Origin of the sequence: Pseudoclavibacter sp. VKM Ac-2867 (assembly GCF_015351275.1) — a bacterium.
Lineage (GTDB): Bacteria > Actinomycetota > Actinomycetes > Actinomycetales > Microbacteriaceae > Pseudoclavibacter.
Genome location: NZ_JADKSL010000013.1, coordinates 15,172 through 39,411 on the forward strand (window position 1 = coordinate 15,172; position 24,240 = coordinate 39,411).

The window sequence follows — 24,240 nt, forward strand, 5'->3', positions numbered from 1 at the left end:
CATGCGTCTCGGCGTCTACAACGCGATCCTCCACGACCGCTCGCTCCCCGAGGCGATCACGGTCATCTCCGAGCTGGGCCTCACCGGCATCGAGCTCAATTCGGGCGGGTTCCTCCCCGCCACGCACATCCCGAACTTCGACGAGATCCTCGAGAGCGACGAGGCCAGGGACGCGTTCCTCGCGCAGTTCGAGGGCACCGGCGTCTCGATCGCCGGCCTCAACTGCAACGGCAACCCGCTGCATCCTGACCGCGCGATCGGCGAGCAGCACGCCGAGGACATCCGTCGCTCGATCCGCCTGGCCGCTCGACTCGGACAGGACCGGGTCGTCACGATGTCGGGACTGCCCGGTGGTGAGCCCAGCGCGACCACCGTCAACTGGGTGGTCAACGCCTGGAACTCGGCGGCGCTCGACGTCATCGACTACCAGCTGGACGTGGCCGCAGAGTTCTGGGCTGAGATCGACGAGCTCGCTCGCGAGCACGGCGTGAAGGTCGCCCTCGAGCTGCACCCGCAGAACGTGGTGTTCAACCCTGCGAACTTCCGCGAGCTGATCAAGCGCGCTGGCACGACGAACATCGGCGTCGAGCTCGATGCCTCGCACCTCTTCTGGCAGCAGATGGACCCGGTGGCCGTCGTCCGCGACCTCGGCGAGTGGGTCTTCCATGCCGCAGCGAAGGACGTCCGCGTCAACCCGGCGGCTGCGATCTACGGCGTGCTCGACAACCAGTTCCGCAAGCTCTCGGCGGACGAGCCGCGCACCAACCTGGGCGGCGACGAGTGGGCGAACGAATGGCCGAAGAACTCCGCGTGGGATTTCGTCGCGCTCGGGCGCGGCCACGACACCGCGTTCTGGACGGAGTTCCTTCGTGCGCTGCACGAGGTCGACCCGGAGATGTGGGTCAACATCGAGCACGAGGACACCTCGCTCGGCCGCATCGAGGGCCTCGAGGTCGCCGCGAAGGTACTCACCGACGCGGAAGCCGCTCTCGAGGCATCGCTCTGACCTCAGACTCGGGTGCGACTCTTCTGCGAGAGCTCCGTACCTGACCACACGGGCCGCATCCGCTTGGATGCGGCCCTTCGTGGTCTCGGTGCGCGCCTCCTATTTGTTAGGACATTAGGACTTTTGGCGTTAGAATCAGAGCGCAGACAACACACGTCGTCTCCCCCTCGACCTCAAGGACACCGCACCATGCCTCTCGTACGCATCGACGTCAACGCCGGCCGCAGCCCCGAGCAGATCTCGTCCATCGCCGACGCCATCCACGACGCCATCGTCGCCGAGTACGGGATTCCCCCTCGCGACCGATTCCAGATCATCACCGAGCACCAGAGCGGGCAGATCATCGCCCAGGACGCCGGCCTCGGCTTCGAGCGCTCGTCAGGTGTCGTCATGATCCAGATCTTCACGCAGCGCGGACGCACGCCCGAGGCGAAGCAGTCCCTCTACGCCCGCATCGCCGAGGCGCTGGGCGAGCGCGGCGTCGAAGGCAACGACGTCTTCATCGGCTACGTCGAGAACGGACCGGAGGACTGGACCTTCGGCTTCGGCCGCGCCCAGTACCTCACGGGTGAGCTCGCGGTGCCGAACCGCGCATAGCGCACCCCGAGGCTAGCGCCCCCGAGGCTCCATGGAGAACGCCCACGGCTCAGCCGTGGGCGTTCTCCGTGCAGCAGCCGAGCCAGGTCAGCGCTCGACGAGCGTGATCTCGAACGTATAGAGGTCGGGACGATAGCAGTGACGGCCGTACTCGACCGCGCGGCCCGTAGCGTCGAAGGCGACGCGCGACATCGTGAGCACCGCGGCACCACCGGAGAGATCGAGCAGGCGCTCTTCCTCACGCGAAGCCGTGCGCGCACCGATGCGCTGCTTGGCGATGCGCATCGTCACGCCGCGGGCCCGCAGGAGCTGGTAGAGCCCATGCTGGACGAGCTCGTCCTCCGTCAGCTCGACGAACGGCTCCGGCAGCACGTTGTCGAGGATCGCCAGCGGCACCCCGTCCGCACTCCGAAGGCGCGAGATGTGCAGCGTCGGGCTTCCGACCTCGATGCCGAGGGTCTCGGCGAGCTCGGGGGTCGCGTCCTCCACCCGCCGCGAGAGGAGCGTCGTGGTGGGCTTCTGCGCCGAGCGCTCGAGGTCCTCGAAGAGGCTCGTCAGCTCGACGTTGCGGGTCACGGGGCCGTGCACGACCTGGGTGCCGACGCCCCGGCGGCGCACGAGCAGGCCCTTGTCGACGAGCTCCTGGATGGCACGCCGGACCGTCGGGCGGGACAGACCGAGGCGATGCCCGAGCGAGATCTCGTTCTCGAGCTTGGATCCGGCCGGAAGCGTGTCGTCCCTGATGGCCTTCTCGATGCGCTCCGACACCTGGTGGTACAGGGGCACAGGGCTCGAACGGTCGATGCCGACGAACAGCCCGAGTGGGAGTCGGGCCTCGCCTGTTGCTGCAGCTTCATTGCTCAATGGCGCACTCCTCGGACGACTTGATGACGTGACAATGCTACTCGGGCTACGGAGAGTTCTCTCCGTCGCCCGCGGCGAGGCGGACACGCCGCCCCGAGAGCTTGTCGCTAGCCGCGCCCCAGGTACTTCTGGAGCTGCTCGAGCTCGGCCTCGTTCGGCTGGCCGTCACCGGCCGCCTGGCGCCCGAAGCCCGCGCCACCGAACGCGCCGCCTGGACGCTTCGGAGCCGAAGCTTCCTCGATGGCCTGCTGAGCGCGCTTGGCCGGGTTGCCGCTGCGCTTGCCCTGCTGCTTCTTCTTCCCGCCCTTCGCGGGAGCCTTGCGTCCGCCGTGCTGGCCCGGAATCGGACCCATGCCCGGGATCTGCGGGGTGCCGCCGCGGGCGACGGTCTTCATCATCTTCGCCGCCTGCTCGAAGCGCTTGACGAGCTCGTTGACGTCGGTGACGGTGCGGCCGGAACCGCGGGCGATGCGAGCACGACGCGAGCCGTTCAGCAGCTTCGGGGTCTGGCGCTCGGCCTTGGTCATCGACTGGATGATCGCCTCGGTGCGGACCAGCTCGCGCTCGTCGAAATTCTCGAGCGCCTCCTTCATCTGGCCCATGCCCGGGAGCATGCCCATCATCTTCTTGAAGTTGCCGGCCTTGCGCAGCTGCTGCATCTGCTTCAGGAAGTCGTCGAGCGTGAAGTTCTCGGTCGCGAGCTTCCCGGCGATCTCCATCGCCTCGTCCTCGTCGAAGGCCTTCTGGGCCTGCTCGATGAGGCTGAGGATGTCACCCATGTCGAGGATGCGCTTCGCCATGCGGTCGGGGTGGAAGACCTCGAAGTCGTCGAGTCCCTCACCGGTCGACGCGTACATGATGGGGCGCCCGGTGAGCTGCGCAACCGAGAGGGCGGCACCTCCGCGGGCGTCTCCGTCGAGCTTCGAGAGCACGACACCCGTGAAGTCGACGCCCTCCTGGAAGGCCTTGGCCGTGGCGACGGCGTCCTGGCCGATCATGGCGTCGATGACGAAGAGCACTTCGTCGGGACTCGTGGCGCGGCGGATGTCGGCCGCCTGCTTCATGAGCTCCTGGTCGACGCCGAGGCGCCCGGCCGTGTCGATGATGACGACGTCGTGCAGCTTGTCCTTCGCGAAGCGGACGGCATCCGTCGCGACGCGAACCGGGTCGCCGACGCCGTTGCCCGGCTCGGGAGCGTAGACCTGCACGCCGGCCTGCTGGCCGACGACCTGCAGCTGCGTGACGGCGTTCGGGCGCTGCAGGTCGGCGGCGACGAGCAGCGGCGTGTGCTTCTCGCCCGCGAGTCGCTTCGCGAGCTTGCCCGCGAGCGTCGTCTTGCCTGCACCCTGCAGACCGGCGAGCATGATGACCGTCGGCGGCTGCTTCGCGTACTCGATCTGGCGGGTGTCGCCGCCGAGGATGCGCACGAGCTCCTCGTTGACGATCTGCACGACCTGCTGCGCGGGGTTGAGGGCGCGATTGACCTCGTCGCCGAGGGCGCGCTCGCGCACGTGCGCGGCGAAGTCCTTGACCACGGGAAGCGCGACGTCGGCTTCGAGCAGGGCGCGACGGATCTCGCGCACGGTGCCGTCGACGTCGGCGGGCGTGAGCTTGCCCTTGGAGCGGAGGCCGGCGAGCGTCTGCGTCAGCCGGTCAGAGAGGTTCCCGAAAATGGCCATAGTCCACCCATTTTAGCTGAGGCCGGGGAGTCTGGTGTGCGGGGTGGCCTGAGAGAAGCACAACTGGGATCATCGGAGCATGACCAGCGCTGCTCCCCTGATCCTCCCCTTCGAGGGCAAGACCCCCCGCATCCACGAGACCGCCTGGATCGCGCCTGGCGCCGTCATCATCGGCGACGTCGAGATCGGCCCCGATTCCTCGGTCTGGTACGGCTGCGTCCTGCGAGCGGATGTGGGCGGCCGCATCGTCATCGGCGCACGGTCGAACCTGCAGGACGGCACGGTGGTGCACGTCGAGCACGACGTCGACACGATCATCGGGGACGACGTGACGGCGGGCCACCAGGCGCTCCTCCACGGCACGAGGATCGCGAACGGATCCCTCATCGGCATGAAGGCGGCGTGCCTGTCCCGCTCGGTGATCGGCACCGGGGCGCTGGTGGCTGCCGGCGCCGTCGTCCTCGAGGGTGCGAGCATCCCCGACCGCGTGCTCGCCGCCGGCGTGCCCGCGAAGGTGCGACGCGAGCTCACACCGGAGGAGAGCCAGGCGTTCATCCCGCACGCCGCCGGCTATGTCACCCTCGCGAAGCGCCAGAGTCCCGCGAGCGCGGCCGTGACGCTCGGCGAGGCGCGCGGCGCCGAGGAGGCGTCGACGCGCCAATAGGCTGGGGGCATGGTCTTCCTCGCAAGCATCGCGCTCCTCGTCGGCGCCGTCTTCAACGTCGTCGTCTGGCCCTCGTTCTACCGGCGAGTCTCGAACGACCCGCGGGCTCGCGACGAGAACGGACGCCCGACGCGGTTCCTCACGGTGCACGCCGTACTGGTGCTCGCGGCTCTTGTCATCGGCATCGCCCAGGCGCTGCTCGGCATCCTCCTGCTGACGAACTGACGAACTGACGAACTGATCAGGTGAGCGGACACCGGAAACCGCTGACTCGCTTCGCCGCTCGCGGACCGGGGCCCAACGGGCACGGAGCGCCAGCACAGGCTGCTCGGCTTGACTGGTGGCATCCCTCGTCGACCGATTGGCCACCGTCATGACCAAGCGCACCGCTCCCCTGCTCGCCCTCGCCGCCGTCGCCGCGCTGACGCTCGCCGGATGCGCGCCGACGCCTGAGCAAGCCGAGCCGAGCGCGTCGGCGAGCCCGCCGCCAGCATCCACGGCCCAGTCGCCCACGACACCCGAGGCGGCCGGCGAAGAGGCCGGCCCCGTCGCCCCCGTCGGCGACCCCCGAGTGGTCACGACCGGGCTCCAGGCGCCCTGGTCGGTCGTCGAACTCGAGACGGGCGACTTCCTCGTGAGCGAGCGCGACACCGGGCAGATCCTCGAGGTGTCCGCCGACGGCTCGAACCCCAACCGCGTCGTCACGACCATCGCCGACGTCGAGGCCGGAGGCGAGGGCGGCCTGCTCGGCCTCGCCCTCGCAGGCACGAGCGACGACGAGGCGCAGTGGCTCTACGCGTTCTACACGGCAGCTTCGGACAACCGCATCGTGCGCTTCCCCCTCACCTGGGAAGGCGGCGTCGGCGTCGGCAGCCCTGAAGTCGTCGTGGAGGGCATCACGAAAGCCGGCAACCACAACGGGGGCAGGTTGGCCATCGGGCCGGACGGCTACCTGTACGCGGCGACCGGCGACGCATCCCAGACCGAGCTGGCGCAGGACCAGAACTCGCTCAACGGCAAGATCCTGCGCATGGAGCTCGACGGCTCCCCCGTCGCCGACAACCCCTTCGGCAACCGCGTCTACTCGATGGGTCACCGCAACCCGCAGGGCCTCGCGTTCGATGACTCCGGGGTGCTGTGGGCGAGCGAGTTCGGGCAGAACACCTGGGATGAGCTGAACAAGATCACGGCGGGCGGCAACTACGGCTGGCCCATCGTCGAGGGGCAGGGCGACGACGCCACATTCGTGAACCCCGTGCTGCAGTGGTCGACGAACGAGGCAAGCCCGAGCGGCCTCGCCTACTCGCGCGACACCCTCTTCATGGCGGGACTGGGCGGCGAGCGGCTCTGGAAGATCGCCATTCCGGAGGCGTCGGAGGCGAGCGACGAAGCGCTCTACGTCGACGAGTTCGGCCGGCTCCGCGACGCCGTCGTGACCTCCTCCGGGAGCCTGCTCGTGCTCACGAACAACACCGACGGGCGCGGATCACCGCGCGACGGTGACGACACCCTCTTGGAGTTCACGCTCGACGCATCCTGACCCGCTCCGCGCCGGGGCACGATCAGCTCGCCGCGGGCGCAGGCTCCGTCTTCGGGTTGCGCACGCCGAGCCACGAGCTGAGCGCGCCGGCGAACAGCAGGCCCGCCGTGACGAACATGAGCGGCTGGAAGCTGTCCACGTCGATCGTGCCCCCGGCGATGACGCCGATCATGGCGATCGCGACGAGCCCGGCCACGCGGGAGATGGCGTTGTTCGTCGCCGAGCCGATGCCCGACTGCGTCGTCGGCACGGAGCCGAGGATGGCGGACGTGAGCGGTGCAACCGTCATCGAGAGGCCGACGGAGAAGACGAGCACGCCAGGCAGCACCTGAGTCCAGTAGTTCACCTCGGCGCCAAGCCCCGAGTACAGGAGGGTGCCGACACCCGCCAGGATCGGCCCGACCGTCATGAAGAGGCGCGGCCCGAAGCGCCCGCTCAGCGAACCGAACCACGACGAGAGGGCAACGTTCGCGATCGAGGTCGGCAGCGTCGCCAGCGCCGCGAAGGTCGCGCTGAACCCAGCGACCTGCTGCAGGAAGATGGCGAGCACGAACCCGCCGAGCGACAGCGCCGCGTAGACGAAGACCGTGGCGATGTTGCCGGCCCAGAAGTTGCGGATGCGGAACAGCCCGAGCGGCAGCATCGGATGGGGCGCGCGAGCCTGCCAGACGAGGAACGCCGCGAAGCTCAGCAGACCGAGGACCAGCGGCAGGAGCACGACGGGACTCCCCCACCCGTAGTTGCCCTGCTCGATGAGCGCGAACACCGGCCCGCCGAGGCCCAGGAACCCGAGGACCGCGCCGAGCACGTCGATGCGGCCACCCGAAGGCGCATCGAAGCCGGCGCCGAGGCGGGTGAGCATCCACAGCGTCACGAGGATCGGGATGACGTTGATGCCGAACACGAGCCGCCACGTCAGGTAGTCGGCGGCGAGGCCACCCAGGAACGGGCCGGCGAGGAATGCCGCACCCGTCCACGCCGTCCAGGTGCCGATCGCCTTCGCCTGGGCCGCGTCCCGGAATGCCGAGATGATGAGCGCCAGCGAACTCGGAACGAGCAGCGCCCCCGCGACCCCCTGCAGCGCCCGCGCGACGATGACGAACTCGGGAGTCGGCGACAGCGCGATGGCGACGCTCGTCACCCCGAAGCCGATGAGCCCGAACCGCAGAACCGAGATGCGCCCGAACACGTCGGACAGGGAACCCGCTAGGAGGATGAGCGAGCCGAGGGTGATGAGGTACGCGTCCACGATCCACTGCTGCGTGCCGAGGCCACCGCCGAGCTCCGAGACCATCGCGGGCAGCGCGACGTTCGTCACCGACCCGTCGAGGAAGGCGACGAAGGACGAGAGGATCGCGATGACGAGGATCTGGCGTTGCTGGCGGGTCACGAGGCAGGCAACCCGTCCCGGCCGCCATTCCTTCCGCGATCCCGAGAATTCGAGGATTTGTCTCGCGGCATGGGAAAACCGAGCGCGTTACACGCTTCGGGCATCTTCTGGATGGCCCGCACCGTCCGAGTCCCGCTCTGCATCAGCTGCCATGCGGCGCAGGATCGACGGCCGCAGCAGCTCGAAGCGCAGCAGCTCCGGCAGGGGCTCGTCGCGGAACACCGGGAGGCTCTTCCACCGCAGCGCGCTGGCGACGGCGTTGGCGGCGACCGCGACGACGACGTAGATGGCGCTTATCCAGGTGAGCGACGGGAAGGCGAAGGACACCAGCAGCCCAGCACCGATGAGACTCGCCATGGCGAAGGCCTTCACCGGCCACGAGGTCACGGGCACCGTCCCGAGCGCGAGGAACACGCCGCCGCCGCCCGCGAGCACCACCGCGAGCGCGTAGGCAAGGAACACGAACAGCCCATCCGTCATCATGAGCGACCTCCTCGGCACGTGGCCTGAAGCGTACTCCCAAGGGCCGACAAGCCGGTGAGCGTCTGTGCCGCCGAGCTCTCGGTGAGGCGCAGCGCGGCGCGCAAGCGGACCCGCGCTAGCGCCTCGGACCCCGCTGCCGCCGAGCGTCGGGGTCGGCGCCGCGACCGCCCTGCCTGCGGAGCCGCTCGTCCTCCAGCTGCACCGCATCCGCGCCCATCCGCCGCAGGATGTCCGGGCGCAACAGGACAAGCCGGAACAGCTCAGGCAGCCGGGCCCCGCTCAGCTGCGGGAGCCTCCTCCACCGGAGCGCGCTTGTCACCGCGTTCGCGACGACGACGACCAGCGCGAAGACCAGGCCGATCCACGGCGGCGAAACCAGGTCGGACAAGATCAGCAGCACCCCGCCGAGCATGCTCACCATCGCGAGCACCGTCACCGGCCACGACCGGACCGGCACCCCGCCGACTCCGAGCAGGACTCCGCCGGCTCCCGCGAGGGCCACCGCGAGCGCGGACGAGAGGACAGCGATCACTCCGTCAGGTTCCACAGCAGCCTCCTCCTTCTCCTCCGCGAAGGGAGTCCACCAGACTCCCTCCCCTCATCGATCAGCAGCGGTCAGCCGACGAGCTTCTCCGCGAACACGTGCGGAGTGAAGCCGGCGAGGTCGTTGATGCCCTCACCCTGGCCGATGAGCTTGATGGGCAGGCCCGTGCGCTCCTGCACGGCCAGCACGAAGCCGCCCTTGGCGGAGCCGTCGAGCTTCGTCACAACGAGGCCCGTCACGCCAGCGTGCTGGATGAAGGCCTCGGCCTGCGCGACACCGTTCTGCCCCGTCGTCGCGTCCAGGACGAGCAGCACCTCGGAGATGGGGGCGAGCTTCTCGACCACGCGGCGGATCTTCGACAGCTCGTCCATGAGGCCGCTCTTCGTCTGCAGGCGGCCAGCCGTGTCGATGACCACCATCTCGAGTCCCTCGCGCATGGCGATCTCCACCGCCTGGTAGGCGACGGAGGCCGGATCCTGGCCGTGCTGCTGCGGGCGCACGATGCCCGCGCCGGCGCGCTGCGCCCACGTCGCGAGCTGGTCCACGGCGGCCGCGCGGAACGTGTCGGCCGCCGCGACGACCACCGTGCGGCCGTTGATGCGGAGGAAGTTGGCGAACTTGCCGATCGTCGTCGTCTTGCCGACGCCGTTCACCCCGACCACGAGCGTCACCGCAGGACGCTCCCGGAGGTTCAGCGTCGTGTCGAACTTCGACAGGCGCTCCTCGATGAGCTCGCGGAGCATCCGCTTCAGGTCCTTGGGGTCCTCCGTGTGGAACCGAGCGACCTGGTCGCGCAGCTGCTCGACGATCTCGTCGGTGATGTCGGGCCCGAAATCGGCCGTGATCAGCGCCTCCTCGAGGTCGTCCCACGTCGTCTCATCGATCTTCTGCCTGCCGAACATGCCGCGCAGAGCGCCGGACAGTGACCAGGGAGTGCGTTCAGCCATGTGCCAAGCGTAGTCAGCGCTCTGACACCATGGGAGTTCGCCCCTCAGCCAAAGGCAGAATCCTGAACAGGCAGCGGGCGGAATTCTCGAATGGAGCACTATGCGCATCGGCCTCATCCGCCACGGCGAAACCGACTGGAACGCGACCGGACTCCTGCAAGGAGCCACCGACATCCCGCTGAACTCCCGGGGCCTCGACCAGGCGAACGACGCTGCCGGGCTGCTCGTCGGCCAGGGCTGGAGCCACCTCTACAGCTCCCCGCTGTCGCGTGCGCGAACCACGGCCGAGATCATCGGCCAGGGCACGGGCCTCGGAGCCCCCACGCTGCTGCCCGGCATCATCGAGCGCAGCTTCGGGGAGCTCGAGGGGCAGAAGTACTGGATGCCGGACGGCACTCGCCGTCCACTCGACCACCCGAGCATCGAGCCGACCGGCGTCGTCGTCGAGCGGTCGCTGGCCGCCATCGCGGAAGTCGCAGCAGCGCACCCCGACGAGGACTCGCTCATCGTCTGCCACGGCAGCGTCATCCGCCTCGTGCTCACCTCGATCCTCGGCGTCCAGGCCCCCCACATCGGCAACCTCGCTCTCAGCATCCTGCGACCCGGCGCCGACGGGGCCCTCGTCGTCACCCTCCTGAACGGCTACCCGCTCGTCCCGACCCCGTAGCTGCACCCGGGCCTTCGCTCACAGCTTCGATCCCGCCCCTGGTGCCACCCCTCCCGCGGTGTACTATGAGCTTCGTTGAAGGGGAGTATTCCTCCTGCGGCGCGCTCGTCATCACGGCGACTGTCATCAGTCACCCGGGCGCGTCGGTCGGTTTCTGCCGACGGAAGAGACCTTCGGCCGATTCGCCGAACTCACCCCTCCGGAGGACCCGTGGACGTTCCCATTTGGATCTGGGCGGTGACCATTGCCGTGGTCATCGGCTTCTTCGTATTCGACTTCTTCACGCACGTGAAGACGCCGCACGAACCGAGCCTCAAGGAAGCCGGCTGGTGGTCGATCTTCTACATCGCGCTCGCCGTCGTCTTCATGGTCGCGCTCGGCTTCGTGTGGGACTGGCAGCACGCGGGCGAGTTCATCGCCGGCTACACTACTGAGAAGGCGCTGTCTGTCGACAACCTCTTCATCTTCCTCATCATCATGACGAGCTTCAAGGTGCCGAAGATCGCGCAGCAGAAGGCGCTGCTCATCGGCATCGCCATCGCGCTCGTCATGCGCTTCGCCTTCATCATCGCGGGCGCCGCGATCCTCGAAGCCTGGGTCTCCGTCTTCTACATCTTCGCCGCCTGGCTGCTCTACATGGCCGTCAAGCAGGCCATCGACTCCTTCAAGGACGAAGAGCCCGAGATGCCCAAGTGGGTCGGCCTCGTGCGCAAGATCATCCCCGCCAGCGAGCACTACGACGGCGACAAGTGGAAGATCCTCGAGAACGGCAAGAAGGTCTGGACGCCGCTCATCCTGGTCATCGTGGCCCTCGGCTTCACCGACCTGCTCTTCGCGCTCGACTCCATCCCCGCCATCTTCGGCATCACGCAGGAGCCCTACCTCGTCTTCATGGCGAACGCGTTCGCGCTCATGGGCCTTCGCCAGCTGTACTTCCTCATCGGCGGACTCCTCGAGCGTCTCGTCTTCCTCGACCTCGGCCTCGCGTTCATCCTCGGCTTCATCGGCGTGAAGCTCATGTTCCACGCCCTCCACGAGAACGAGCTGCCGTTCATCAACGGCGGCGAACCGCTCCTCTGGATCCCCGAGATCCCGATCTGGCTGTCGCTCACGTTCATCTTCGGCGTGCTCATCGTCGCCACGATCGCGAGCATCATCTACACCCGCGCCAAGGGCGACGACGCACCGAGCACCGTCGGCTCGGCGGCTGGCGGCCCAGAGGCCGCTGCTGCAGGCGTCGAGGGCACCACGCCAGACGCTGCGGAGGCCACGGACGCGGCCCCCGTCACGAGTCACGAGCCCGACCGACGCTAGCCGGAGCCCGACAGACACCAGCAACGCCGAAACCGGATGCACGCGCCAGTCGCGAGCATCCGGTTTCGTCGTTCGTGCTGAGGGGAGCGTCTGTGCGGAAGGGAGCGAGGAGCCGCGAGAGCGGGGACCTGTGCGCCCTCCGGTGCCCTGCTGCACACCAGGGGTCCGCGCATCCGCGTGCCCAGCTGTGGGTGCGTGACCACCAGGTCTGCGGACGCACTGGCACAGACCTGTGGCACACGCACCTGGCCCCGGCCAGCCGCCTGCACAACCCCTAGGTCTGCAGAAGGCAGCAGCACAGACCTGTGGCACAGGCACCTGGCCCCGGTCAGGCACCTGCACAACCCCCAGGTCTGCAGAAGGCTGCAGCGCAAACCTGTGGCGCAGACACCTGAGCTTGGCCAGGCGCGTGCCCAACCCCCAGGTCTGCGGACGCACTGGCACAGACCCGTGGCACAGGCACCTGACGCAGACCGGAAGCCTGCGCAAGCCCCAGGCCTGCAGACGCGCGAGCACAGACCTGTGGCACAAGCACCCGGCCTCGACCAGGCGCGTGCACAAGCCCCAGGTCTGCAGAAGGCTGCAGCACAGACCTGTGGCACAAGCACCGGAGCTCGGTCAAGCGGGTGCGCAACCCCCAGGTCTGCGGACGCACTGGCACAGACCTGTGGCACACGCACCTGAGCTCAGCCAGGCGCGTGCGCAAGCCCCCGGTCTGCAGACGCGCCGGCACAGACCTGTGGCACACGCACCTGACCCCGGGCAGGCACCTGCACAACCCCCAGGTCTACGGAAGGCCCCCGCGCAAACCTGTGGCGCAGACACCTGAGCTTGGCCGGGCGCGTGCACAACCCCCAGGTCTGCAGACGCGCGGGCACAGACCTGTGGCGCACGCACCTGGCCCCGGCCACGTGCCTGCGCAAGTCCCAGGTCTGCAGATGCACTGGCACAGACCTGTGGCGCACGCACCGGAACTCGGTCAAGCGGGTGCACAAGCCCCAGGTCTGCGGAACGTCCCGGAGGACACCCCTGGCGTGTGGCCGGAGTGCCGCCGCGCTTGGCAGGCGGCGCCCAGCAGGCAGCGCCCGGCGCGCGGCCTAGAGCCGCGTGACCTCGGTGACACGCACGATGGCCTCGCCCGCCTCGTGCGACTCGGCGAGGTCCACCTCGGCGCGGATGCGCCAGTCGTGGTCGCCCGCCGGGTCGTCGATGATCTGCTCCACGCGCCACACGCCGCTCCAGAGGCCGCCGGACTGGCGCCCCTCGGAGTCGTCGATCGTGAGGAGCTTCGGTGACCTGGCCGCCGCATCCACCCCCATCGTGTCGTGGTCGGCGAAGTAGTCGTCGAGGGCCTTCGACCAGTCGACGTCAGGATCGAGCTCGCTGAGCGCCTCGTCTCGCTCGAGGGCCGCGAGCTGCACGCGGCGGAACATCTCGTTGCGCACGAGCACCGTGAAGGCGCGACGGTTGCCGACGACACTGGGCGGCGCGGGAGGCACGACCGGTTCGTCGCTCGCGGCCTGCTGCTCCGGATCGACGAGGGAAGCCCATTCGTCGATGAGGCTCGAGTCGACCTGCCGAACAAGCTCGCCGAGCCACTCGATGATGTCGAGCAGCTCCTCGGTCTTCGCCTCATCAGGCACCGTCTGGCGGATCGCCTTGTACGCGTCGCTCAGGTAGCGGAGCACGAGCCCCTCGCTGCGCATGAGCTGGTAGAAGTTCACGTACTCCGCGAAGCTCATGGCCCGCTCGAACATGTCGCGCACCACAGACTTCGGCGAGAGCTCGAAGTCGCGCACCCACGGCTCGTGCTGCGCGAACAGCTCGAACGACTGGGCAAGCAGGCCCTCGAGCGGCTTCGGGTGCGTGACCTCCTCGAGTCGCTCCATGCGCTCGTCGTACTCGATGCCGTCGGCCTTCATCTGCGCGACCGCCTCGCCTCGCGCCTTGAACTGCTGCTGCGAGAGCACGGGACGCGGGTCGTCGAGGGTGGCCTCGATGATGCTGACCACGTCGAGCGCGTAGTGGCCGGAGCCGACGGCACCCTCGCCGCTCGTGTTCTCCTCGGAGCCGCGGTCGCCGGGGGCAGCCTCGGCCTCCGGGTCGAGCAGCTCGATGGCGGCGAGCGCAAACGGCGACAGGGGCTGGTTGAGGGCGAAGTTCGCCTGCAGATCGACGGTGAGCGTGATGCGACCCTGCCGGCCGATCTCCACGATGCCGGCCGTCACGAGCGTGCGGAAGATGCCGATCGCGCGCAACGCCAGCTCCCGCTGACGGGCAGGCTTCTCGTGGTTATCGTAGACGAGCCTCTTGGCGTTGCCGAAGACGTCTCCCCCGCGAGCGATGACGTTGATGATCATCGACGCCGTGATGTGCATGTGCGAGGTGAGCGGCTCAGGCTCGGCCGACACGAGCTTCTCGAACGACTTCTCACCCCACGAGACGAAGCCCTGCGGCGCCTTCTTCTTGACGATGCGCTTGCGCTTCTTCTCGTCGTCTCCGGCCTTGCGCACGGCTGCGGCATTCTCGATCTCGTGCTCGGGCGCCTCGACGACGACCGTGCCGGCCGTGTCGTAGCCCGCGCGTCCGGCACGCCCCGCGATCTGGTGGAACTCGCGCGCCGAGAGGTGCCGCATCCGCTGCCCGTCGAACTTCGCGAGCGCCGTGATGAGCACCGTGCGGATGGGCACGTTGATGCCGACGCCGAGGGTGTCGGTTCCGCAGATGACCCGCAGGAGCCCCTTCTGCGCGAGCGTCTCGACGAGGCGTCGATAGCGGGGCAACATGCCCGCGTGATGCACGCCGATGCCGGCGCGCACATACCGGGACAGCACCTTGCCGAACGCGGTCGTGAAGCGGAAGCCGCCGATCGCATCGGCGATGGCATCGCGTCCGGCGCGGTCGACGACCTTCAGGCTCGACAGCGCCTGCGCGCGTTCGATGGCAGCGGCCTGCGAGAAGTGCACGATGTAGATGGGCGTCTTGCGCTCCTCCACGAGCTTCTCGACGGTCTCGTGCGTCGGCGCGACCACGTACGAGAAGTCGAGCGGCACTGGGCGCTCGACGCCCGTCACGAGGGACACGTCACGCTGCGTGCGCCGCTCGAGGTCCTCGACGATCTCGGTGACGTCGCCGAGGGTCGCCGACATGAGCAGGAACTGCACGTCCGGCAACATGAGCAGCGGCAGCTGCCACGCCCACCCGCGGTCGGGGTCGCCGTAGTAGTGGAACTCGTCCATGACGACCTGGTCGACGTCGGCGTCGGAGCCTTGGCGCAGGGCGAGGTTCGCGAGGATCTCGGCGGTGCAGCAGATGATGGGCGCATCCGGGTTCACGGAGCTGTCGCCCGTGACCATGCCCACGTTCGCGGCGCCGAAGATCTCGACGAGGGCGAAGAACTTCTCGCTCACGAGCGCCTTGATCGGCGCCGTGTAGTAGCTGCGGCCGCCCTGCGCGAGGCAGGCGGCATGGGCCGCGATCGCGACCAGCGACTTGCCCGTGCCCGTCGGCGTCGAGAGGATCACGTGCGCCTCGGAGACGAGCTCCATGACGGCTTCCTCCTGCGCCGGGTACATCGTGATGCCGCGGCTCGTCGTCCACAGCTCGAACGCCTCGAACATGGAGTCCGCGTCGTACGGGTCGGGCAGGAGCGTCACGAGGCCCAGCTTGGGCTCTGGGATGGCGGGGGCTGGGGCGGGGGTGCCGTCGACGGAAGTCATTGCGTCCATCGTCCCACGCCGGGCGTGCCGCGGGCTGCGGGGATGCGGGCGGCGCGGGCGCGGGCGGGCTGTGTGCGGGCGGGGGCTGCGGCCACCTGGCAGCGCGGGGAACGCCCACCGCCTTGTGAACACCGCCAGCCAAACGCTGCCAGCCAAACGACCCCTGCCGCCCCTGCACCTAGATCGCTGCCAGCCAAATGCCCCCTCAGGCCCCAGGCCTGAGGGCACATTGACCGGCAGCGATTCCAGCGGGGCGGGGCGGGTCGGCGCGGGGCGGCAAGGGCGAGGCAAGCAGGCGGGGCCGCGGGCGGCGCTCAGGCGGCGGGCTGGTCCTCGGTGCGCTGGATGCGCTGACCCACGACGGCAGACACGCCGTCCTGCCGCATCGAGACGCCGTAGAGGGCGTCGGCGATCTCCATCGTGCGCTTCTGGTGGGTGATGACGATGAGCTGGCTCGACGCGCGGAGCTCCTCGAAGACCGCGAGGAGTCGACCGAGGTTGGCGTCGTCGAGGGCGGCCTCGACCTCATCCATGATGTAGAACGGGCTGGGCCTGGCCTTGAAGATGGACACGAGGATCGCGACCGCCGCGAGCGAGCGCTCGCCGCCGGAGAGCAGCGAGAGGCGCTCGATCTTCTTGCCGGCCGGCCGCACCGAGACCTCGATGCCGGTCGTGAGCATGTCGTCGGGGGCGGTGAGCGTGATGTCGCCGGAGCCGCCGGGGAAGAGGATCGGGAAGACCGTGTGGAACGCGGCCCGGGTGTCCTCGAAGGCGGCCTCGAAGACGGTGCGCATGCGCTCGTCGATGTCGCCCACGATGCGCAGCAGGTCGGCCTTCGTCGCGGCGAGGTCGTCGAGCTGGTCGGCGAGGAACGCGTGCCGCTGCTCGAGCGCCGCGAACTCCTCGAGCGCCAGGGGGTTGATGCGGCCGAGCGTGGACATCTTGCGCTCTGCGGCGGCGAGGCGCGCCTGCTGCTCCGCGCGAACGAACGGCACGCCCACGAACTCCTCCTCGGCGTCCTCCTCGAGGGTTGCGGCGAGGTCGTCGTCGAGCTGCTCCGCGAGCGCGGGGACAACCCCGGCCGAGATCGCTGCCGCGGCCTGGGCAGCGGTGCTGCTCTCGGCGCTGCCGTCGGCCTGCTCGGCGGTGGTGCCGGAGCGCTCAGCGCTGTCGGCGTCGGCTGCGGTGTCTGCGGCGCTGGCGGCCCTGGACACACTCGGCTGGCCGGCTGCGTCAGCCGCCTCGCCCTCGCTCACGGCCTCGACCACGCCGCTCGCCGCCACCGGTTCTTCGGCTTCGGCGGCCGCCTCGCCCTCGGCCGCGACCTCGTGCCTGGCTCGCTGCTCGGCGAGCGCGGAGGCGATGCGCTCGGCCTTGGCGCGCAGCGCGTCGTCGTCCGCTGGCACGAGCTGGTCGGGACCGTACTCGGCGACGAGGACCGCCTCGGCGAGGCGCAGCTCGCTCGCTGCCCGCTCGAGGGTGGAGCGTAGGGAGCTCTTCTTCTCGTAGATCTGCAGCTCGATCGAGTGCACGTCCTCGGTGATCTCGCTGAGGCGCGCTCGCAGCTGCTGCTCCGTCTGGCGGAGCTGGCCGAGCTCCTCGTGCTGGGCGGCGCGTTCGCGCTCGGCTTCGGCGAGCTGCTGCTGGGCTTCGGCGAGCGACGCCTGGACGGCGGCGGTGAGGCTCGGTATGGCGGCGAGCACGCGTTCGGTCTGGGCGAGTTCGGCACGGCGCACGACCGTCTCCCTGGCGGCCTTGTCGGCAGCCTGACGGTCGGCTTCGAGCTGACGGACAAGGGATTCGGCGCGGAGCCGCTCGCTTCGGGACCGCTCGCGCAGCGTCTCGAGCTGGAGTCGGGCCTCGACCTCGGCTTCGCGGGCACGCTCGACGGCGGCATTGGCGTCGACGCGCGCTGAGGAGTCGAGCTCGGGGCGCGGCAGGGCCTCGTGCTCGCCGAGCGCCGCCTTCGCCGCGAGCGCCGCCTGCTCTGCGGCTTCGACGCCACTCGAGGCGAGGTCGAAGGCCTTCGCAGCGCGCGCGAGCTCGGCGCTGCCCGCATCCACTCGCGCGCTTGCCCGGTTGAGCTGCTCTCGCTCGGCGGCGAGGGCGCCGTCGAAGGCGCGGAGGGCGTCGAGCGTGCGCTTCGCCTCGGCTTTCGCCGCCTGCGACGCGGCCCGGTGCTCGGCGAGCGCAAGCGCGGCCTGGTCGAGTTCGTCGGTGACGACGGCGAGGCGAGCGGATGCTCGGTCGCGGGCGGCGAGCAGCTCGAGTCGGCTGGTGCCCTCCTCCGCGAACCCGCCGCGGAGCGAGGTGCTCGTGACGACCTCGCCTGCTCTGGTGACGACGGTGAGCCCTGCGCCTGCGGGAGCCGACGAGGCCGAGGACGCGAGCGCGGCCATCGCCGCGCGTGCCTCGTCGAGCGTCTCGCTGACGTGCACGTGGGCGAGCAGGGCGGTGATGGCGGGTGGCCCCTGCACCAGCTCTGCCGCGGGGCGGAGCCCCTCTGGCAGCGTCGGGTTCGCGGAGCCCGACTGGAGGGGCCCGCCCTCGCCGAGCTCGGCGACGATCTCGACGAGCCCGAGCTTCTCCCCCGTGGCGTGCGCGAGCACGCGGAACGCGGCATCGGCGTCGCTCGCGAGCACCGCGTCAGCCGTCGAGCCGAGGGCGGCGGCGATGGCGGCCTCGTAGCCCTCGTCGATGCGGAGGTGCTCGGCGACGGGGCCTTCGACCCCCTCGAGGCGTGCGGCGAGCAGCGCGGCGGTGCCGTCTTTCGCGGCTGTCGCGAGGGTGAGCGCCTGCACGCGCGCCTGGAGGGCGTCGCGCTCTCGCTCGAGCTCGTGGGCGCGGGTGCGTCCGGCGTCGAGTGCCTGCTCCGCTTCACGCTGTGCCGCCTCGGCGCGCTTGTAGGCGGCGTCGAGCTCGCTCGAGTCGGAGGCGCTCTGGACTGCGGTCGCGTCGAGCTGCTCCTTCGCCTTCGTCGCCTGCGCGAGGCGGTCGCTTGCCGCGTCGCGTGCGTTGCGCTGCCTGAGCACCTCGCCCCGCACGGATGCCAGCTTCGACGCGGCCGTGTCGGCGGCGCCGCGCAGCTCGCTGCGGCTGAGGTCGTAGGCGGAGATCCGTGTCGCCTGGGCCTGGATCTCCACGTCGATGCGGTCGAGGGCGGCACGCGCATCCTGCGTGGCGAGCTTCGTCGCCTCCCAGAGAGCTTCGGCCTCGGCGGCGCGCCCCGCGAGCGCCTCCGTCTCGCGACGGGCTGCGTCCACCGCCTCGAGGGTCACGCTCGGCACGAACGCGGGCGATTCGAGGCGCGAGACGAGGAGCCCCTTGCGCTGCGAGGCGAGCGCGTTGAGGTTCTGGATGCGTTCGCGCACGCTCTCGAGGTCGAACACGACCCGGCGCGCACCGTCGGCAGCGTCTCCGCGGTTCTCGGCGGCGAGCAGCTCGGCTCGGTTGAGGGCGGCCGTGAGCTTCTCCTGCAGCACGACCCGCTCCTCGGAGCGCTCCTGCTCGATGCCGGTCGCGAGCCGCAGGGCTGCGCGCAGCTGCACGACGTCGTCGGCGAGCAGGCGTGCCTTGGCGTCGCGGGCGATGGCCTGGATGCCCTGCGCTCGCCTCGCGATGTCTGCCTGCCGGGAGAGGGGCTTCAGCTGTCGGCGCACCTCGTTCGTGAGGTCTCGCAGGCGGGTGAGGTTGGCCTCCATGGCCTCGAGCTTGCGCACCGTCTTCTCCTTGCGGCGGCGGTGCTTGAGGATCCCGGCTGCTTCCTCGATGAAGCCTCGGCGCTCCTCGGGCGTCGCGCGGAGCACGGCGTCGAGGCGCCCCTGCCCCACGATGACGTGCATCTCCTTGCCGAGACCGGTGTCGCTCAGCAGCTCCTGCACGTCGAGGAGCCGTACGCCGTCGCCGTTGATGGCGTACTCGGAGCCGCCGTTGCGGAACAGGGTGCGACGGATCGTCACCTCGCTGTACTCGATGGGCAGCATCCCGTCGGCGTTGTCGATCGTGAGCGTCACCTCGGCGCGGCCCAGCGGCCCGCGCGTCGCGGTTCCGGCGAAGATGACGTCCTCCATCTTGCCGCCGCGGAGGCTCTTCGCGCCCTGCTCGCCCATTACCCAGGCGAGCGCATCCACGACGTTCGACTTGCCTGAGCCGTTCGGCCCGACGACGCACGTGACCCCGGGTTCGAGCGCAAGCGTCGTCGGCTGCGCGAACGACTTGAAGCCCTTCATCGTGAGGCTCTTCAGGTGCATGCGCGCTCGCTGGCCTCTCGCTGGTGGTCGGACTTCGCTCGTGGGTCGGTCTGGGTTGGTGGTCGGGCTCGGTCGGTCGAGCTGGTCGGGCGGGATGGGCTGGTCGCTCACTCCCTCACGGGTGCGCCCTGGATCGGCGCGCTGGCAGGCCTGTCGAGGCCGTGACCTGACAGCTACGGTACCGGAGTGGACTACTTCATTCGGGAGCTCACGCCTCCAGATCCAGCGTCGGACCGAGACGCTGAGGCCTGGGGCCCGCTCGAGCGCTTCGCCGGCATCGTCAACCGCGGCTCCGCGGACACCTACGGCGAGGGGCGGCTGCTCGAGACGAGCCAGCGAGTTCTCGCCGACTGGACCATGCCAGGGCAGGTCACCACTCGCCTCTTCCTCGCGTTCCCGCACGGCGCGCGGGACCTCGAGGCTGAGCGTACCGTCGCCGCCGCGAAGCTCATGGTCTCGCCCCGCGATTCCCCGTCGCTGGCCTACCCTCACGTCGTCGTGGATGCGCCCCACCGGCGGCGCGGCATCGGCACCTTCGTCGCGGCCCACCTCGAGGACCTCGCCCGGGCCGATGGGCGCACGTCCCTGCAGGCCTGGGTGGAGCATCCGACGGGTGGCGGAGAACGGGTGCTCGCGCCGACGGGTCATGGCAGCGTCTCGGCGGCGGACCCGGCGGCGCGCTTCCTCTGGAAGCACGGGTGGGAGCTGGGGCAGGTCGAGCGCATCAGCGAGCTGCGCCTGCCCGTGCCGGCAGGAAGTCTGCGTGCGCACGTCGAAGCTGCGGAGGCACGGGCTGGTGCGGCCTACCGTGTGCTGACCTGGGAGGGCGAGAGCGACCCCGAGTACCTCGACGACCTGGCGCGGCTCAACGGCGACATGTCGATCGACGCGCCGGCGGGCGACCTCGAGGTCGATGAGGAGCAGTGGGACGCCGAACGCGTCTCGCAGATGGAGCGCCGAGCACTCGCCGCCGGATCCACGTTCCTCAACGCAGCCGTGCTGCATGTCCCGAGCGGCACCCTCGTGGCCCAGTCCATGCTGCAGCTCGACCTCGACGACACCACGCGGCCGGCGCAGCAGGACAACACGCTGGTCACGTCGACGCACCGTGGCAGGCGACTCGGGATGCTCGTGAAGGCCGCGAACCTCGTGCAGCTCGCCGAGCGCTACCCGGAGTGCACCGGAGTGTTCACCTGGAACGCTGAAGAGAACGCCCACATGCTGCGAGTCAACGAGGCGCTCGGCTTCGTTCCCCTCGCGCCGGAAGGCGGCTGGCAGAAGCGGCTGTGAGGCTGCGTGGCTGCGTGGAGAAACGAGCCCAAGGAGTCGAACGCCCCGCGTTTGCGGTTCTCGCAAACACGGTTGCGGATCTTTGGTCCGGTGCGCAGGCTGAGCGCATGACCTCGCACAACCACCACGCCACCAAAGGCTCGAGCCCCGACGAGCCTGGCGCCGGAGCGACCGCCCAGCCGCCGCTCGAGTTCTGGGACGAGCTCTACGCGGCAAAGCCCGCCGTCTGGTCCGGTCGCGTAAACGCGAACCTCGCAAGTGTCGCCGGCGCGCTCACACCAGGCCGTGCGCTCGACCTCGGATGCGGCGAGGGCGGCGACGCGATCTGGCTCGCTCAGCAGGGCTGGCGGGTCACCGGCATCGACATCTCGACGGTCGCCATCGAGCGAGCACGCGCCGCAGCCGTCGATGCTGGCGTCGGCGCTGAACTGCTCGACTTCGCGACGGGCGACCTCGAGACCTGGTCCCCGGACGGTGAGCTCGACCTCATCACGGCGAGCTTCTTCCAGTCGCCGGTCCACCTGTCTCGTGCGGAGATCCTCAGGAAGGCCGCTCTCATGCTCGCACCCGGCGGACACCTCCTGACCGTCGCGCACGCCGGAGTGCCGTCGTGGGTGGAGAACTCGGAGCATCCCGCGCACCTCTTCGTGCAGCCGGACCGGGAGATCGCCGGGCTGGCGCTGCCCGCCGGAGTGTGGGAGACGGTGATCGCCGAGTCGCGGACCCGCGACGTCACCTCTCCAGATGGCGCTCCCGGCACGCTCGAGGACAGCGTGGTGCTCCTGCGCCGAATGGGCTGAGTCTCGGCACCCGACTACTCTTGCGTGGTCGGCGACGGAGATGAGGGACGCACGTGAGTGATGTTGTGATGTACACGGATGGCGCCTGCAAGGGCAACCCTGGCCCCGGCGGCTGGGGAGTCTGGCTGCGGTCGGGCGACCACGAGCGGGAGCTGTTCGGCGGCGAGCTGAACACCACCAACAACCGCATGGAGCTCAAGGCCGTCATCGAGGGGCTCGGCGCACTCAAGAAGCCCTGCAGCGTCGCCCTCTACCTGGACAGCCAGTACGTTCGCAAGGGCATCACGGAGTGGATCACGGGGTGGAAGGCGAAGGGGTGGAAGACCGCCTCGAAGCAGCCCGTCAAGAACGCGGAGCTCTGGAAGGAGCTCGACGCGCTCGTCGAGGACAGCGGACACACCATCGAGTGGCGGTGGGTGAAGGGCCACTCGGGTGATGTCGGCAACGAGCGCGCCGACATGCTCGCGAACAAGGGCGTCGACCAGGCGCTGGGTCGCGGCTAGCAGTACAGCTAGCGACGCTCGGTCAGAGGCGGTAGGCGACGTCGCCGAGCGGGATGAGCTGCGGGTTCTGCGTCACCCAGGTGACGGCCACGGACCGCATCAGCTCGTCCCACGAGGCGTCCTCGAATCCGCGACGCGTGGCGAGATGCTCCTGGATCTCGAGCACGCAGTCCCACCCCGAGCCGCTGATGCCGTTGTCGAGTCCGGTCTCGAGGTAGCCGCGCCAGGCGCGTGCGAGATCGACGTGCGCCTCGGCGAAGTCGAGGCCGTCGTTGCCGCGGATCTCGGTGAGGATGACGTCGACGATGCGGACGACCTCCCCCTGCACGGTCGTTGCTCGACCGACCTCGGGAACCAGCTGGCCACGCAGGTTCGCGAACCGCTCCGCGTCCGTGTCCCCGACCGCGCGGGCCAGGGAGGCGCTCGGCGCGGTGATCCGCTCGGCTGGCTGAGCGCCCGTGAGCTCGCAGAGGCGCGCGAGCGCGGCATCCTGAGTCGCGGCGTCCTGCTCCGAGAGCAGGATGCGCCTCGCCTCGCTCGAACGCGCCACGAGCGTGATGTCGGCGCGCACCTGGTCGGTGACGGGAGAGCCTGCCGCGACGAGGAGCTCGACGAGCTGCGTGAGGGTGAGGAGATCGTCGAGGCCGTCGCCGACGACGCCACGGCTCGCGGCCAGCTCGAGCGCCAGGAGCGGCGTCGGCGCCTGGCTCGTGCCGGTGCCCGCCGAACCGGTGCGGGCACCCGGCAGCACACGTTGCGCGCTGACCTCGCCACCGGCCCGCAGGAGGAGGCGGACGTTCTCGACGTGGAGCCCGTTGGCTGCGTGGTGGAGCGGCCGGTAGCCCTTGCTGTCGGTGCGCTCGGTGTCGGCGCCGAGGCCCAGGATGGCGGCGATCGGGTGACCGACGCGGGCGTGGTTGCCGAGCACCGTGAAGCGGCTGGCCGTCTCGGTCTCCTCGAGGTCGAGGCCCGCCGCGACCAGCTGCAGGATCTCCTGCTGCGTGGTCCTGAGCTTGTCGGCGACCGTTCCCTCTGCGGCGCGCGGCAGCACCACCGGTCTCGCCGAGAGGTGAGGCTGCTCGGCGTAGGTCTCGACCAGGCCTCGCAGCCAGGCGGCGTCGAGACCCGCGTCGTCGAGCCCGCGGTCGAGCACTACCCGACGCACTCCCCCGTGATCGATCTCGTCGGCCACCTGCTGGAGCGTCGCGGTGACGAAGCGCGGCGCTGGTCCGGGCGTGCCGAGCGCGGCTCGCCTGGACGTCGTGAAGGCGAACAGGGTCGGCACTCCGTCGGTCTCGGAGATCGCGAGCCGGGACGTGCTGGGGTCGAGCGGCACCACCCAGGTGCCGCGCGCCATGGCTCGCGCCCAGTAGCCGTGGAAGGCCGCGGAGTCCGCCGGATGCTCGCGGTACTGCTGCGCGAGCAGCGACAGGGTCGCGAGCTCCCGCGGGCTCGGCTGCTCGGCACGCTGCCGGCTGCGCTCGCGCGCGGCGAGCGTCTCCGACATCGGGCGCGACAGGACGAGGTCGCGGAACCGGACGAAGTCCGAGAAGCTGCCGGAGAGGGCCTGCCGGAGCTCGGCGGCGTCGCCGACCCAGGCCGTGTCCTCGAGGTCATCGAGCGCCTCTCGCGGGTGGTTCTCGGCGGGGACGATGTACGTCGGGCTCCCCTGGGGGTTGACGATGAGGAAGCCCGCCGCGACGCAGAGCTCGAAGATGAAGCCAAGCTCAGCCGCTGAGAGCGTGGCGTGGAAGATGCCGCCCGCGAGCGGTGCCTCCTGCTCGGGCGGGTCGAGGTAGAGATCGGACCAGTTCCCGTCGAAGGCGAGCGGCTGCCCTCCGGTGTCGAGGAGCGCCCCCGTGCTCTCGTCGGGGACGACGCGCAGTCCCCGGGTGGCCAGGAACGCCGCGAGTTCGCGCCGGTCCGCATCGAGGTGCTCGCCACCCTCGACGCGCATGAAGTTCAGCGAGTAGCCCATGACAA

19 protein-coding genes are annotated in these 24,240 nt (G+C 69.8%); 10 read left to right on the forward strand and 9 right to left on the reverse strand.

The genetic code is table 11. The annotated features are described in order from the left end of the window. Position 1 precedes the first annotated feature (1 nt). Together ITJ67_RS13085 and ITJ67_RS13090 are read left to right on the forward strand one after the other, a co-directional pair. A complete protein-coding gene (locus ITJ67_RS13085; RefSeq protein ID WP_194677949.1) occupies positions 2–1,006 on the forward strand; it encodes a sugar phosphate isomerase/epimerase family protein in 1,005 nt (334 codons plus the stop codon). 189 nt (positions 1,007–1,195) lie between these two features. After that, a complete protein-coding gene (locus tag ITJ67_RS13090; protein ID WP_160070636.1) occupies positions 1,196–1,603 on the forward strand; it encodes a tautomerase family protein in 408 nt (135 codons plus the stop codon). Positions 1,604–1,690: 87 nt separating this feature from the next. Here ITJ67_RS13090 and ITJ67_RS13095 read toward each other — a convergent pair whose 3' ends face one another. Together ITJ67_RS13095 and ffh are read right to left on the reverse strand one after the other, a co-directional pair. Then, positions 1,691–2,467 (reverse strand): GntR family transcriptional regulator, encoded by a 777-nt coding sequence (locus ITJ67_RS13095; RefSeq protein ID WP_104240639.1) that lies wholly within the window; start codon positions 2,465–2,467, stop codon positions 1,691–1,693. A 107-nt stretch (positions 2,468–2,574) separates the two neighbouring features. Beyond that, on the reverse strand, positions 2,575–4,146 hold the full coding sequence (gene ffh, locus ITJ67_RS13100) for a signal recognition particle protein (protein WP_104240638.1): 1,572 nt from the start codon (positions 4,144–4,146) through the stop codon (positions 2,575–2,577). A gap of 79 nt (positions 4,147–4,225) precedes the next feature. Here ffh and ITJ67_RS13105 point away from each other — a divergent pair, with 79 nt between their 5' ends. From ITJ67_RS13105 to ITJ67_RS13115, 3 genes are all read left to right on the forward strand, one after another. Beyond that, a complete protein-coding gene (locus tag ITJ67_RS13105) occupies positions 4,226–4,810 on the forward strand; it encodes a gamma carbonic anhydrase family protein (RefSeq protein WP_194677950.1) in 585 nt (194 codons plus the stop codon). Between the two features lie 9 nt (positions 4,811–4,819). Beyond that, positions 4,820–5,035: an SCO4848 family membrane protein gene (locus ITJ67_RS13110; protein WP_104240636.1), complete on the forward strand. Its 216-nt coding sequence runs from the start codon at positions 4,820–4,822 to the stop codon at positions 5,033–5,035. A 148-nt stretch (positions 5,036–5,183) separates the two neighbouring features. Continuing rightward, positions 5,184–6,350: a PQQ-dependent sugar dehydrogenase gene (locus tag ITJ67_RS13115; RefSeq protein WP_194677951.1), complete on the forward strand. Its 1,167-nt coding sequence runs from the start codon at positions 5,184–5,186 to the stop codon at positions 6,348–6,350. A 22-nt stretch (positions 6,351–6,372) separates the two neighbouring features. Here ITJ67_RS13115 and ITJ67_RS13120 read toward each other — a convergent pair whose 3' ends face one another. From ITJ67_RS13120 to ftsY, 4 genes are all read right to left on the reverse strand, one after another. Continuing rightward, the gene (locus ITJ67_RS13120) at positions 6,373–7,740 is read right to left on the reverse strand and encodes an MFS transporter (protein ID WP_160070634.1); all 1,368 of its coding nucleotides are present in this window, start codon (positions 7,738–7,740) and stop codon (positions 6,373–6,375) included. 87 nt (positions 7,741–7,827) lie between these two features. After that, positions 7,828–8,223 (reverse strand): hypothetical protein, encoded by a 396-nt coding sequence (locus ITJ67_RS13125; protein ID WP_194677952.1) that lies wholly within the window; start codon positions 8,221–8,223, stop codon positions 7,828–7,830. A gap of 115 nt (positions 8,224–8,338) precedes the next feature. Continuing rightward, the gene (locus ITJ67_RS13130; protein ID WP_160070632.1) at positions 8,339–8,770 is read right to left on the reverse strand and encodes a hypothetical protein; all 432 of its coding nucleotides are present in this window, start codon (positions 8,768–8,770) and stop codon (positions 8,339–8,341) included. 68 nt (positions 8,771–8,838) lie between these two features. Further along, positions 8,839–9,714, reverse strand: a complete 876-nt coding sequence (gene ftsY, locus ITJ67_RS13135) for a signal recognition particle-docking protein FtsY (protein WP_104332234.1) — start codon at positions 9,712–9,714, stop codon at positions 8,839–8,841. Between the two features lie 100 nt (positions 9,715–9,814). Between ftsY and ITJ67_RS13140 the strand changes: the two genes are divergently transcribed. Both ITJ67_RS13140 and ITJ67_RS13145 read left to right on the forward strand, forming a co-directional pair. After that, a complete protein-coding gene (locus tag ITJ67_RS13140; RefSeq protein WP_160070631.1) occupies positions 9,815–10,381 on the forward strand; it encodes a histidine phosphatase family protein in 567 nt (188 codons plus the stop codon). A 210-nt stretch (positions 10,382–10,591) separates the two neighbouring features. Then, positions 10,592–11,695, forward strand: a complete 1,104-nt coding sequence (locus tag ITJ67_RS13145; RefSeq protein ID WP_160070630.1) for a TerC/Alx family metal homeostasis membrane protein — start codon at positions 10,592–10,594, stop codon at positions 11,693–11,695. A 1,097-nt stretch (positions 11,696–12,792) separates the two neighbouring features. On the opposite strand, the gene ITJ67_RS13150 is transcribed toward ITJ67_RS13145, so the two are convergent. Then, complete coding sequence (locus ITJ67_RS13150; protein ID WP_194677953.1) at positions 12,793–15,414, reverse strand: DEAD/DEAH box helicase; 2,622 nt, start codon at positions 15,412–15,414, stop codon at positions 12,793–12,795. A 314-nt stretch (positions 15,415–15,728) separates the two neighbouring features. Next, on the reverse strand, positions 15,729–19,664 hold the full coding sequence (locus ITJ67_RS13155) for an AAA family ATPase (protein WP_194677954.1): 3,936 nt from the start codon (positions 19,662–19,664) through the stop codon (positions 15,729–15,731). A gap of 186 nt (positions 19,665–19,850) precedes the next feature. Between ITJ67_RS13155 and ITJ67_RS13160 the strand changes: the two genes are divergently transcribed. From ITJ67_RS13160 to rnhA, 3 genes are all read left to right on the forward strand, one after another. Next, the gene (locus ITJ67_RS13160; RefSeq protein ID WP_194677955.1) at positions 19,851–20,954 is read left to right on the forward strand and encodes a GNAT family N-acetyltransferase; all 1,104 of its coding nucleotides are present in this window, start codon (positions 19,851–19,853) and stop codon (positions 20,952–20,954) included. 107 nt (positions 20,955–21,061) lie between these two features. Continuing rightward, a complete protein-coding gene (locus ITJ67_RS13165; protein ID WP_194677956.1) occupies positions 21,062–21,754 on the forward strand; it encodes a class I SAM-dependent methyltransferase in 693 nt (230 codons plus the stop codon). Positions 21,755–21,807: 53 nt separating this feature from the next. Then, positions 21,808–22,257: a ribonuclease HI gene (gene rnhA / locus ITJ67_RS13170; RefSeq protein WP_194677957.1), complete on the forward strand. Its 450-nt coding sequence runs from the start codon at positions 21,808–21,810 to the stop codon at positions 22,255–22,257. A 22-nt stretch (positions 22,258–22,279) separates the two neighbouring features. Here rnhA and ITJ67_RS13175 read toward each other — a convergent pair whose 3' ends face one another. Beyond that, the gene (locus ITJ67_RS13175) at positions 22,280–24,235 is read right to left on the reverse strand and encodes an ankyrin repeat domain-containing protein (RefSeq protein WP_194677958.1); all 1,956 of its coding nucleotides are present in this window, start codon (positions 24,233–24,235) and stop codon (positions 22,280–22,282) included. Between the last annotated feature and the right edge of the window lie 5 nt (positions 24,236–24,240).

Coding starts and splice junctions, on each gene's coding strand:
- ITJ67_RS13115 (WP_194677951.1), top strand. CDS start 5,184: ATGACCAAGCGCACCGCTCCCCTGCTCGCCCTCGCCGCCGTCGCCGCG.
- ITJ67_RS13165 (WP_194677956.1), top strand. CDS start 21,062: ATGACCTCGCACAACCACCACGCCACCAAAGGCTCGAGCCCCGACGAG.
- ITJ67_RS13125 (WP_194677952.1), bottom strand. CDS start 8,223: ATGATGACGGATGGGCTGTTCGTGTTCCTTGCCTACGCGCTCGCGGTG.
- ITJ67_RS13155 (WP_194677954.1), bottom strand. CDS start 19,664: ATGCACCTGAAGAGCCTCACGATGAAGGGCTTCAAGTCGTTCGCGCAG.
- ffh (WP_104240638.1), bottom strand. CDS start 4,146: ATGGCCATTTTCGGGAACCTCTCTGACCGGCTGACGCAGACGCTCGCC.
- ITJ67_RS13105 (WP_194677950.1), top strand. CDS start 4,226: ATGACCAGCGCTGCTCCCCTGATCCTCCCCTTCGAGGGCAAGACCCCC.
- ITJ67_RS13150 (WP_194677953.1), bottom strand. CDS start 15,414: ATGACTTCCGTCGACGGCACCCCCGCCCCAGCCCCCGCCATCCCAGAG.
- ITJ67_RS13090 (WP_160070636.1), top strand. CDS start 1,196: ATGCCTCTCGTACGCATCGACGTCAACGCCGGCCGCAGCCCCGAGCAG.
- ITJ67_RS13085 (WP_194677949.1), top strand. CDS start 2: ATGCGTCTCGGCGTCTACAACGCGATCCTCCACGACCGCTCGCTCCCC.
- ITJ67_RS13140 (WP_160070631.1), top strand. CDS start 9,815: ATGCGCATCGGCCTCATCCGCCACGGCGAAACCGACTGGAACGCGACC.
- ITJ67_RS13110 (WP_104240636.1), top strand. CDS start 4,820: ATGGTCTTCCTCGCAAGCATCGCGCTCCTCGTCGGCGCCGTCTTCAAC.
- ITJ67_RS13175 (WP_194677958.1), bottom strand. CDS start 24,235: ATGGGCTACTCGCTGAACTTCATGCGCGTCGAGGGTGGCGAGCACCTC.
- ftsY (WP_104332234.1), bottom strand. CDS start 9,714: ATGGCTGAACGCACTCCCTGGTCACTGTCCGGCGCTCTGCGCGGCATG.